This is a genomic window from Salinivibrio costicola subsp. alcaliphilus (assembly GCF_001996185.1).
Taxonomy (GTDB): domain Bacteria; phylum Pseudomonadota; class Gammaproteobacteria; order Enterobacterales; family Vibrionaceae; genus Salinivibrio; species Salinivibrio costicola.
Genome location: NZ_MUFR01000058.1, coordinates 1 through 11,137 on the forward strand (window position 1 = coordinate 1; position 11,137 = coordinate 11,137).

Annotated in this window: 10 protein-coding genes; all 10 read right to left on the reverse strand. The window is 37.6% G+C overall.

The features are described 5' to 3' along the window. Nucleotides 1-547: 547 nt before the first annotated feature. Genes BZJ21_RS14275 through BZJ21_RS14320 form a run of 10 tightly spaced genes read right to left on the reverse strand, consistent with a single transcriptional unit; the run spans nucleotide 548 to nucleotide 11,040 of the window. Entirely contained in the window at nucleotides 548-952 is a 405-nt protein-coding gene (locus BZJ21_RS14275) for a WbuC family cupin fold metalloprotein (protein ID WP_077670134.1), read from the reverse strand. Next, nucleotides 936-2,093 (reverse strand): glycosyltransferase family 4 protein, encoded by a 1,158-nt coding sequence (locus tag BZJ21_RS14280; protein WP_236719575.1) that lies wholly within the window; start codon nucleotides 2,091-2,093, stop codon nucleotides 936-938. Before BZJ21_RS14280 ends, BZJ21_RS14275 begins: the two co-directional genes overlap by 17 nt. 59 nt (nucleotides 2,094-2,152) lie before the next feature. Then, complete coding sequence (gene wecB / locus BZJ21_RS14285; RefSeq protein ID WP_077670136.1) at nucleotides 2,153-3,283, reverse strand: non-hydrolyzing UDP-N-acetylglucosamine 2-epimerase; 1,131 nt, start codon at nucleotides 3,281-3,283, stop codon at nucleotides 2,153-2,155. A 15-nt stretch (nucleotides 3,284-3,298) separates the two neighbouring features. Beyond that, the gene (wbjC, locus tag BZJ21_RS14290; RefSeq protein ID WP_077670137.1) at nucleotides 3,299-4,405 is read right to left on the reverse strand and encodes a UDP-2-acetamido-2,6-beta-L-arabino-hexul-4-ose reductase; all 1,107 of its coding nucleotides are present in this window, start codon (nucleotides 4,403-4,405) and stop codon (nucleotides 3,299-3,301) included. Next, entirely contained in the window at nucleotides 4,406-5,443 is a 1,038-nt protein-coding gene (locus BZJ21_RS14295; RefSeq protein ID WP_077670138.1) for a polysaccharide biosynthesis protein, read from the reverse strand. It lies immediately after the preceding gene. A 5-nt stretch (nucleotides 5,444-5,448) separates the two neighbouring features. Then, nucleotides 5,449-6,591 (reverse strand): glycosyltransferase, encoded by a 1,143-nt coding sequence (locus BZJ21_RS14300; protein ID WP_077670139.1) that lies wholly within the window; start codon nucleotides 6,589-6,591, stop codon nucleotides 5,449-5,451. Beyond that, entirely contained in the window at nucleotides 6,588-7,727 is a 1,140-nt protein-coding gene (locus tag BZJ21_RS14305; protein WP_077670140.1) for a CapA family protein, read from the reverse strand. Before BZJ21_RS14305 ends, BZJ21_RS14300 begins: the two co-directional genes overlap by 4 nt. Further along, the gene (locus BZJ21_RS14310) at nucleotides 7,724-8,875 is read right to left on the reverse strand and encodes a glycosyltransferase family 4 protein (RefSeq protein ID WP_077670141.1); all 1,152 of its coding nucleotides are present in this window, start codon (nucleotides 8,873-8,875) and stop codon (nucleotides 7,724-7,726) included. Before BZJ21_RS14310 ends, BZJ21_RS14305 begins: the two co-directional genes overlap by 4 nt. Continuing rightward, nucleotides 8,872-9,900 carry an ATP-grasp domain-containing protein gene (locus BZJ21_RS14315; RefSeq protein ID WP_077670142.1) on the reverse strand — a complete coding sequence of 343 codons (1,029 nt, stop codon included), beginning with the start codon at nucleotides 9,898-9,900 and terminating at the stop codon, nucleotides 8,872-8,874. Before BZJ21_RS14315 ends, BZJ21_RS14310 begins: the two co-directional genes overlap by 4 nt. 9 nt (nucleotides 9,901-9,909) lie before the next feature. Continuing rightward, nucleotides 9,910-11,040 (reverse strand): hypothetical protein, encoded by a 1,131-nt coding sequence (locus BZJ21_RS14320; RefSeq protein WP_131826355.1) that lies wholly within the window; start codon nucleotides 11,038-11,040, stop codon nucleotides 9,910-9,912. Between the last annotated feature and the right edge of the window lie 97 nt (nucleotides 11,041-11,137).

Genomic DNA, 11,137 nt, shown 5'->3' on the forward strand with positions numbered 1-11,137 from the left:
TCACGAGTCGTCCCATGTTGGCGGTCGAGTTCAAGCTTCTGCTGTTTGGTTAAAGTCACTTTCATAGGTAGGAATCATGATCCTGTTTCTACGTAAAATTAAGCATCTTCAATGATCACGGGTATAGGGCCTAAGCATATTAATAATATCAATTTACTTTTACCCAAAGTTAAAACTTATTTTTACCAACCAGGCTTTGACATTTAAGAACATAAAATAACAGTCATTAAATCATGGTTTCAGTTTTTATTCCGTCATTCCGCACCTAATTATCTAATAAGTTACGTGACACCCATCACGTATCGAGTAACTAGGTCATTAAATTTTGGCTATACAAGTTGGTTTCTGATATCAATACTCGGTTAAACTATCTCTCACTATTATCAGGAGGTTAAAAGTGACTCGTCATCAAAAATCACATGCCTCTCTGCTAGTGCCTCAAAGTCAGCGTGATTTCGCAATTGTCACGAGCATGTCGGCATCTTCGGCGAAATAAATTCTAAAAATAGCTGCGGAATCTCGGTTTATTGAGATCCAATAACCTTAATTATCGACTCACCATTACCTTTGCTTTCTCAGGGTCAAATGGTCCTTCCTTTATCTCTAAAAGCAATGCTTTCTCGGAAATACATTCAACGCTGTGAATATCTCTTGGGTTTATTTCGATTGCCTTGATCGATTGCCCATCACCTGCAGTTAGCTTCTGTTTTACCTTTCCGTCATCGTCGTAAAGTGCTACTTTAACCTCACCATGAATAACTACAAACATTTCCCATTGATGATCTAACTCATGATAGTGGGGCTCAACGTAACTCCCTTGTGTAAGAGCAATAAAGAGCCGTTGCACCTTTTCAGCATAGCTGTTATGTAAATTAAGATGCGCTCTTCTTCTTTCTGATATTTCTGCATCATCAAATAACGCCGAAAAGCTATCATCATTGTATACTTTCATCTTTTTCTTTCAAATTATCGATAATTGCTTGTGCAGCAGATTGCACTGAAAATTCACTCTCAAGTAGAGTGAAAGCGTTTTTTCCCACATCCCTTCTCAATAACTCGTCATGGTAGAGAGACAACGCATTTTGGTATAGCATCTCATCTTCACCATTAACCGAGATAAAACCAGCTTGGTTATCATTGATGACGTCTAGCAAATCATTGCCTTGGTTTACACTGCCTAAGATAGGTATAGATTGAACCATATAACCTAAAAGTTTACCTGGAAAATTATGAGCCGTATGCTTTACTGAAAGAGAGAAAAGCCCAACATCAATATCAGCCAGTAAGTTCTTAAATTCATACTGATTAACTGATGGAAGATAAGTGAAATTACTGAGTGACCACTCTTCGGCTAACTGATTAATGAGATTAACTTCATCTCCTTGTCCAACAAAAAGAAAGTGGGCTTCTTCATAATCGGTCATTGCTCGTGCAAGACGCATCAAGTTGGACATATCTTGCGCATGACCAATGTTACCCCCATAGAAGTAAATAATTTTATCTTCTAAGTTCAGTTTTCTACGGATACTCTCATCCACATTTGTTAAAATGTGCGGTTTTAGTTCAGCCCAGTTCCTAAGAATTTCAGACTGATATTGATTATTTGTGGCCGCATTGAAAACCTGTCGATTTTTTTCTGACATCAATCCGATCTTATCTGCTTGCCGATAAGACTGCCCTTCAAAAAAACGAAAGTACTTTTCAATCACAGAACCTTGATTAATCATGCCTGCATCAATGGCCCATTGAGGAAATAAATCACGAAGAACTAAATAAGCTTTACATTGGCAACGCAACTTTATCATTTCAACGAGTTTCCCCCAGAATATAGAGGGGGAATAGTAAATAATACCATCAAAAGTCTCGGGTTGTATCTCGTCGGAAATAGCTCGCCAAGCACGGAAAGAAAGCATAGTTTCGTTTATGGCACGTTTAGCCTTTGTCGTATCCTTTATCACACCACTGGAAAAATACCAAACATTCACGCCATCCAACTGCGTTTTTGTTAGTTGTTGCTCCTGCGTCTCAGATGGCGTAATCACCGTGACTTGATAACCTAATCCGACATAGTAACAAGCCAACTCATGAAACATCTTTGCTCCAACGCGAGTGCTATGGGGCAAGTAATCATCAATAATTAACGCTAACCGCATTAGTATTTTTTCCAAACGACACGGTTTACATAATCGGTATAAGAATGGATAATCCGCACAACTTTTTCTGACACATTTGGCATCGAATAATCATAAACTTGCCGCAATAATCGCTCTTCACCTGAAGGCTGAGATTCAAGAACTTGTAGTGCTTGCATAATCCTTTCAACACCTAAACCAACCATCATCACCGACGCTTCCTCCATTCCTTCTGGTCGCTCATGCGCTTCTCGCATGTTTAGTGCCGGAAAGTTCATAATCGATGACTCTTCGTTAATCGTTCCACTATCAGAAAGCACGGCTTTTGCGTTCTTTTGTAAATGGTTATAGTCATGAAACCCTAATGGTTTAAGTAATTGAATGTTTGAGTGGAATTCTAAGCCCTGCGCTTCAATACGATTACGAGTACGAGGGTGCGTAGAAACAATAACTGGCAGGTCGTAGTCCTTTGCGAGGGTATTAAGTGTCTCCGCTAACTTTGCTAGCTGCCTAGGTGCGTCTACATTTTCTTCACGATGAATACTGACAACAAAAAACTGTCGTTTCGATAGCTCTAAACGCGATAGTACGTCAGAACCATCAATTCTTGCCATGTAGTGATTTAACACTTCAAACATTGGACTACCTGTTTTAATAACACGATCAGCAGGTAAGCCCTCAGCGAGTAAATAGTCACGCGCTATCGTGCTATAAGTTAGGTTAATATCTGCGGTATGGTCGACGATACGGCGGTTGGTTTCTTCAGGGACACGCTGATCAAAACAGCGATTGCCTGCTTCCATATGAAAAATGGGCACTTTACGCCGTTTAGCGGGAATAGCAGAGATACACGAGTTCGTATCGCCTAGCACTAACATCGCCTCTGGTTGCACCTCTTCAAGCACTTGATCCACTTTAATAATAACTTGACCAATGGTTTCTGCCGCACTTTTACCGGCTGCATTGAGAAAGTAGTCCGGCTTGCGCACACCCAGATCGTTAAAGAATACTTCGTTTAATTCATAATCATAGTTTTGTCCTGTGTGTACCAAAACATGCTCACAATGTAAATCTAATTGAGCTAATACGCGAGACAGTCGAATAATTTCTGGACGTGTACCCACGACGGACATTACTTTGAGTTTTTTCACTTCACTACTCTCGGATCAAGATAACGGAAAGGCAACTGTATCGGGTGCTTCACGGTCAAAAATTTCATTAGCCCAAAGCATCACGATCATCTCTTCATCACCAATATTGGTGATGTCGTGTGACCAACCAGGCACAGTTTCGACAATTTGAGGTGAGTTACCATCTGTATAAAGCTCATAACGTTCACCCGTTGCAATATGTTCAAACTTAAATAAAGCTTTACCTTTGAGAACCAAAAACTTTTCATTTTTACTGTGGTGATAATGACCACCACGCGTAATACCTGGGTGAGCGGTAAAGAACGAAAACTGGCCCGCTTGCTTGGTTTTTAACATCTCACTAAACACGCCACGATCGTCACCATAGCTAGGGATAGAGTAGCTAAACTGCTCTGGTGTCATATAGCTAAGATACGTAGAGTAGAGCGCGCGCGTTAAGCCTGTGCCAACATCTTCTGTGACCAAGTTATCTCTACTGTCTTTAAAAGCACGTAGTAGACTCGCAACCTCACCTACCGTAGTCGGATATTCTGGCGTTATCCGCTTGTAACCACTTTCCGAGCCACCTTCCAATAGTGCCATTAAGCTGGTGCAAATATCATCAATATAAACTAAGTTAACGGCTGTATTAGGATCGTTTATCGTGATGTCTAGCCCATTCAGAATGTTGTGACAAAACGTTGCCACAAACGAGTTGTAATTGGGGCGACACCATTTTCCAAACACATTAGGAAAGCGATAAATAAAATAGGGAGACTGAGTTTGCTGCCCGTATTGCTCGACAAACTGTTCGGCTACCCGCTTACTTAATCCGTACGAGTTATCTCGATCCGCTTGTATAGAGGAGCTCAGCAGTATCGGAGTTCGCTTACTGCTACGACTTAGTTCATCGACAATAAACTGGGTAAGGTCAGCATTCCCGTACTGAAATTCTGCCTCATCTTTAGGCCGATTAATGCCCGCCAAATGGTATACGAAGTCCGCAGAGCCGAGTGACTCGGATAAAACTGTTTTTGGTGTTTCGCGATCAACTTCAACAATGTCCTGATAACCACGCTCACGAAGCATCACGCACAAGTTTTTGCCGATAAAACCTTTCGCTCCCGTCACAACAATTTTCATTTATACCCCCTCAGGTACAACTAAGCTACCTGCTTCAATATCACCAATGAAGTCGAGTTTCCTTAGCAGCGCCATCATACCGTCCACGTCTAAACGTTCGGTATTATGCGAGTTGTAATCTTCGATAACAGATAAGTCTCTTTCTCCTTCCTCATGATATTTAGCGTAATTTAAATCACGGTTGTCTGAAGGGATTCGATAGTATCCAACCTGGTCTTCGGCAACAAACATCTCTTCGCGACTGCATAACGCTTCATAGAGCTTCTCGCCATGCCGTGTACCAATAACGTTCACAACATGCTCTGGCTTATCGGTTATTCGTTTCAGTGCTTCCACTAACGTTTCAATCGTTGCTGCCGGTGCCTTTTGTACAAAAATATCACCGTTTGTTCCATGTTCAAACGCATGTAACACTAAGTCAACCGCATCGTTAAGTGTCATCATAAAACGCGTCATATTTGGGTCTGTTACCGTCAATGGTTGGTCATTGAGCATTTGCCGCAAAAACAGAGGGATCACTGACCCACGCGATGCCATCACGTTACCGTAACGTGTGGCAGCTATCATAGTTTTCGTTGGGTCTACATTGCGAGACTTCGCGACAATCACTTTCTCCATCATCGCCTTTGAAATCCCCATCGCATTGATGGGATAGACGGCTTTATCAGTACTCAAACAAACCACACGCTTCACTTCATTTTGGATGGCCGCTTCTAGGACATTTTCGGTTCCTAAAACGTTGGTTTTTACTGCTTCCATAGGGTGAAATTCACAAGATGGCACTTGCTTCAGCGCCGCAGCATGGTAAATGTAGTCAACACCACGCGTCGCGTTCAATATACTTTGAGGATCTCGCACATCGCCAATATAGAACTTTAACTTTGAACTATTATATTTTTTACGCATGTCGTCTTGTTTTTTCTCATCGCGAGAGAAAATGCGGATTTCTTTGATATCAGTATCTAGGAAACGATCAAGCACTGCATTACCAAATGAACCCGTACCGCCTGTTATCAATAAGACTTTATTTCTAAACATTACAACTAAACCTTTCTATTCAACTCATGTAGAAACATATCGTGGTATTTGTGGGCCACTTCCTTCCAACCCTTTGGAAATTCATTAATCCTTAACTCCGCCTTATTTTTTAGTTCTCTATAAATAACTGGATCTTGAATTAGCTTAACGATCATCTCACTCCAGTCGTTTGCATTACTTTTATCACAGTATAATGAAGCATCTCGGCAAGTTTCGTGAGAAAATGGCATATTAGAACTAATTTGGGGTACTTTCCAAGCCATAGCCTCTAAGTGTGCGGAACTCAGTGACTCTAATGTGCTTGGCATTAAACAGATATAACTAAAATCATATAAATATTTTAACCAACTCTTATCGACCCAACCAATACAACACAAATAATTCCTCTTTATCAGCCTTACTGCGATTTCACCACCAATATTTATAGCTTCATCTTCAGTCAAAGATAAAATTAACGAGACTTTCTTACCTCTTCTTACTAAAATGTCCAGTGCGTCAAGGATCACCTTGTGATTTTTGTGTGCGTAGTTCGTTGCAATATAAAGCATGGGGATGTTGCCGCCCATACTATTTAACTTTTCAATAACTTCCCTGGGTGGGAGAGCAGCTACAATATCCTTCCTCTCGTCAACTACCTTAGTAAACACATAGACTTCTTTATCTGGTGATATTTCTAACAAGTGCTTTTTTACGACTTCTGTTTGGGTTATACTACAATCTGCAGCTTTCAAGCTTAATCTAAAGAAAAATCGCATCAAAATAACATGAAACTTGCTTTTAGGATGACTACCAGTATCTTTTAGTGGATAAACTTGATGTGCATTATTAACGCTCAATAAATTCACAGGTTTTAATCTTACATAACTCCCCAAATTCATGGACCAGACTATATCAGGTCTAACTTTATTTACAATACTCTTTAGCCCCCAAAATCCTAGCTGCAATCTAGTCAATTCTTTGCACAAAAACTCCTTTGGAACAACAATTCTAACATTGGTCATATGTGCAAGCCGATTTAGTTTAGACGCTGCATTACAAACAATAACAAACTCATCATCCGGATATTCATTTGCCAGATTTTCCAAGAGTATAATAATATTTTCTAAAGCGCCACCACCACCATTGTAGTATTGAAAAAGTATTTTCATTTTTCTCTTCTAAAAAGTTGATTATGAATTTCTTTGACCACTTCATAATGACTCTCACACCGAAGCAAGTTTAATCTAACAGGACTCCTAAAGTAAGGAAAAACGACTTTTTCAATCATCGGTACCTTTTTTAAAAGTCTAACAGGCCATTGAACGAATGGACAATATAATAGGATCATATAATCGAAAGTTTTAGTAGAACAATATCTTTCCCACTCTTTTCTATATAAATCATCATTCACCAATAACTCATTCAGTTTTTTTAAATCATCTTTAAAGCTGGTTAACTTTATCCCCTTTAATTTTCGAACACCAAAAAAAGAGATATTCTGTTCATATGGGATAATTTCGAATTTATTCTCAAAATCATCAATAAAAAATTTTACTAGATATCCTTCATGCCAATGACTTGCGGGGTTATCGCTATCAAAAATAAAATTACCAATACCATAAAATATTGGCGCACCATCGATGATTTCATACGCACTTTTAATATGAGTATGATGACAAATTATCGCATCAACACCTTCACCAATTAGAAAGCGACAATATTTCTTTAGTAGCGGTGGAGGAATTGGTAGATGTTCTACTCCAGCATGGAGAACCACAACTAAAACATCAGACTTTTGTTTCGCCTCTCTAATCAGAGATATATTATCGAAAATATCAATTGTATAAATCCCAGAATGATTATCACCAGCGCTACCGAATTCATTTTCTGCAATATTTACGACACTAATAACCTTACTATTTGCTTTGAAAGATAATGGCTCTCTAGCTTCTCTACGCGAAGAACCGGCTCCAACAGTTGAGATGTTATTAGCATTACAAGAAGTTAAGGTATCATTCAAACCTTCCTCTGAGTAATCCATCATGTGATTATTAGCCAAACACGCTATGGAGACACCTATATTAGGAAGTATCTTCCCGTAACTCATTCTACTTTTTAATGATGGACCACTTTTAAATGCTTGAGTTGAAGTGTCAGTAAGAGGAGCCTCTAGATTTATTACTAGCTCTTCCGCATTATCAATATCTTTTTGTAATTCTTCGCAAAATAGCTCTCGGCGCTTACTCCTCTGATTAATAGAGTCAGTTAAAACCACATCACCGCCGAAAAGAATATATGGCCTCATAGAGAATCACCTTCAATCACTGCAACCATTTGCTGAGCAACAACTAAGGATGAAAATGTTCTCTCAGCAATAATTTTCCCTTTGCGCCCGACTTCTCTCGCTTTACCATAATCATTGAAAACTAGGCTAATCTTTTCTGCAAAACTTTCAACACTCCCGGGTTCTGCTAAAAAAGCACTTTCACCATCTTTTAAAAAAAAAGAAATATCACTTGTTTTAGTAGTAACTACAGGAGTAGAAGAAGCTAAATATTCACCTAATTTTGTTGGAAAGCCAAACTGGGCTTGAGTTGAGTTATCCCGAGATAAAACTAAAAGAGAGGCAGAGACCAATTCGGATGGAACCTCATTCCTTGTTAAAAATCCTGTAAAAGAAACATTTTCATTTAGATTCAACTGATCAATTAAAGGAAAAATGTATTTACAAAAATAGGGGTTTTGATTACTACCAATTAACTTTAACAATAAGTCAGGATGCTTATCTAAAGACATCCTGAAAGCACGAATAAGAATATCAACATTATCCTTTGGTGAGCTAAGGTCACCACAAAACACAATAGTTTTAGAATTCTCGGAAGGTGCATCTAAGAACAAATCAAACCTTGATGTATCAACCACCATATTTAGAAGGTGAAGCTTATCCCTCTTAACTTTGGGAAACTTTGCAACAGCGTCTCGCAGATTTCTATTTATTAGAAACACTCCATCAAAGTATCTAAATAGAAATTTTTTATATATAAAGTAATCTAACTTAGAAAAAAAATTATCACCTACCATAAGCGAAGGCAGCTCCGTTCTTTCATGATAAACTCTTACTCTTTTTAATTTAGCATAAAACAACAACGGTAACAGAAATAATGAAGATGTACCTAGATATACGATCACATCACCTTTTTGTATTCTAAAGCCACCAACACACAAACCTATCAAAAAGCTTAAGGCCTTGATATTCCTAGCTAATTTATTTCGCCTACTTCCATTGACACTCTTAAGCGTAAAGTACGAACTTTCAAACTTAGTATGGTGCATGCATGAGTATAATATAACGGATTTCTCCAATAAATTTAGCCCTTTGAGTAGAGCTAGGTGCCGATTTGCGGCTGCACCTCCATTCGGATATGACTCAACAGACACAAAATGGTAATTCATTTAATTTCCTCACTAACATTAATAAAACTACTGACAGAGTCCACAAATACAGATTCAAGATTAGAAGTTTCATTAACAATTTCCCACGCCCCATTTATCTTCTTAAAGTAATGAGGTGATTTTTCAAGAGTATAAGTGCCAAACATTAAAAACTGATACTCAATAAGATAACACTGGTCATTGCTCTTCTCATAAGCTATATCTATAGACATATATGGACAGTTATAATATGTCTGTAAATAATTTGCAGCATCTAATACTTTGTCAGGAACGTCAGTATCAAACTTAAAAATCCCACTACCACTGGCTCTAAAATCAGTTGGTCTTGAACTACGTGTTAGAACAAAAACCTTATCATTATAAATTAGTACTTTGTAATCACCTGGTAATTTAGGTATAAAGCTCTGTAAAACGATCTTCTTACGATTAAGCGACTCTAGCGAATACCCCTTTTTAAGCAATCTTTTATAGTTAAAGCGAAGGTAGTCTACTAAATTAAAACTCGACATCATCCTTTTTGCTTTCTTCAAGCACTGCCGCTTGGTTTTAACCAATGAGACACCTTTACTCTGACAACCGCTTGATAATTTTATTACTCTGGGGAAACTAATATCTGATACTTTTGACAGTAATTCTTCATAAGCCCCAAAAGCTATGGTATTAGGGACCGTAATGATGCTATTATCAACGTTTGAAGATAATAGGCTTTGATATACTTTATTTTCATGGGCGTGAAAATATTGATATTCTGGTATTAGAATCCCGCCTTGCTCTTTAATATAAAGTAAAATATCAGAAATGTAGCTCTTATAATATAACCCACGATCTTCAGATGATTGATATAGTACAAACTTACCTGCCCACTGTCTATCAACATCAAAGTCACTAAACTCAATAACTTCGCAAAAAAAGCCATTATGATTGAATTTATCCACAATTTTAGGGATATCCATGCCACCAGTACTTACTCTCAAAGATGAATAGAACTGCTCTCGATAGTCGACAAATAAGATAACGTGTTTCAAAACAATTCCTTAATTAAATTTTGCATCTTTAAAATTAGTTGTATACACATATACTGCTAAAAGTGAAATTGTAGGAATAAGAACTAATAAATATCTTCCACTCGTAGTTGGGTTTATTAGCCATACCATAAAAAATGCCGAAACTTGAGCCATTAAAATCCTGGATGGCAATTCAATATATCGGCTATACCTAAAATAACATTTAATAAGAAAGGGCATAGATGTTAGTAAAACAAAAATTTGCGGCAAGTCTTTAATTTTACCGACATCTACCCAATATAGATTAGTAAAGCTTAAAGAGTGGTAGAGTGAGAGTAAATACTGTATTACTCGAAGAGGGTTAAGAAATAGAGAACCCAAAGCATATTTTTGGTTTAATTGCATCACAATCAAATTCAAGTTCAGTCCTAAGCCTGAAGTCATAGTTTCCATTGATAACAAAGGGATATATTTCATTACTAATCCTGCTATAATTGCTGTAAATATATATGCAAGCCAAAATCTTAATATCGGTTTGTTTTCACCACTTAAAAATAAAGTTAAGAGCAGGAAAGGTACTAACTGAATACGTATAATAAAGCTAACTGGTATTAACCAAAAAAAAGCTTTCTTCCTATCACCCAAAATCAACTCTAAAGATTTAATAAAAATTAGTAACGTGAGTGAATCCTTATTAATTAATTGTGAAAAGTATAATAAGCTTCCATTCATAAAAAAGAGTAAATAATAGTTGGGATGTAAACCTAACAAGTCAACGACTTTACAAAAGCTTAAAAGAGAGAGATAGATGATTAGTATATTTACAATCAAAGCAACCAGAGGTAAACTCACCGGATTCACACCGAATATATTTTTTATAGCCACATATATTGCTGCGATGCCCGTATTGTTATTCACTGTTAATTCAAGTGATCCGTTTTCAAGCTCATTAATATATGTCAAGTAGACATAATAGTCATGTATATTAATAGCATTGATGTATAGTGAATCAGAATTTTCAACAAATGACTGATATTGATTATAGCTGGATAAGCTCGTAACGGCTGATGAAAACTGAATAAAATAACACACACTTAAAAAAACAAATAAAGCAAAAATATTGTGTGTAATAACAGTATTCTTCAAAGAAGATTTAACCACACGGAAAACGCATGAACATCCGCGTCATGAAAGGCTTCCCAGCACGGTCGCTAAGTACTCTTGGTCCATCGCGCACATCATTCGCTTGCGTTGAATG

Bases quoted from the DNA above. Each gene is read 5' to 3' on its own strand.
- BZJ21_RS14275 (WP_077670134.1), bottom strand. From the start codon at position 952: ATGAAAGTATACAATGATGATAGCTTTTCGGCGTTATTTGATGATGCA.
- BZJ21_RS14280 (WP_236719575.1), bottom strand. From the start codon at position 2,093: ATGTTTCATGAGTTGGCTTGTTACTATGTCGGATTAGGTTATCAAGTC.
- wbjC (WP_077670137.1), bottom strand. From the start codon at position 4,405: ATGAAAATTGTTGTGACGGGAGCGAAAGGTTTTATCGGCAAAAACTTG.
- BZJ21_RS14295 (WP_077670138.1), bottom strand. From the start codon at position 5,443: ATGTTTAGAAATAAAGTCTTATTGATAACAGGCGGTACGGGTTCATTT.
- BZJ21_RS14300 (WP_077670139.1), bottom strand. From the start codon at position 6,591: ATGAAAATACTTTTTCAATACTACAATGGTGGTGGTGGCGCTTTAGAA.
- BZJ21_RS14305 (WP_077670140.1), bottom strand. From the start codon at position 7,727: ATGAGGCCATATATTCTTTTCGGCGGTGATGTGGTTTTAACTGACTCT.
- BZJ21_RS14310 (WP_077670141.1), bottom strand. From the start codon at position 8,875: ATGAATTACCATTTTGTGTCTGTTGAGTCATATCCGAATGGAGGTGCA.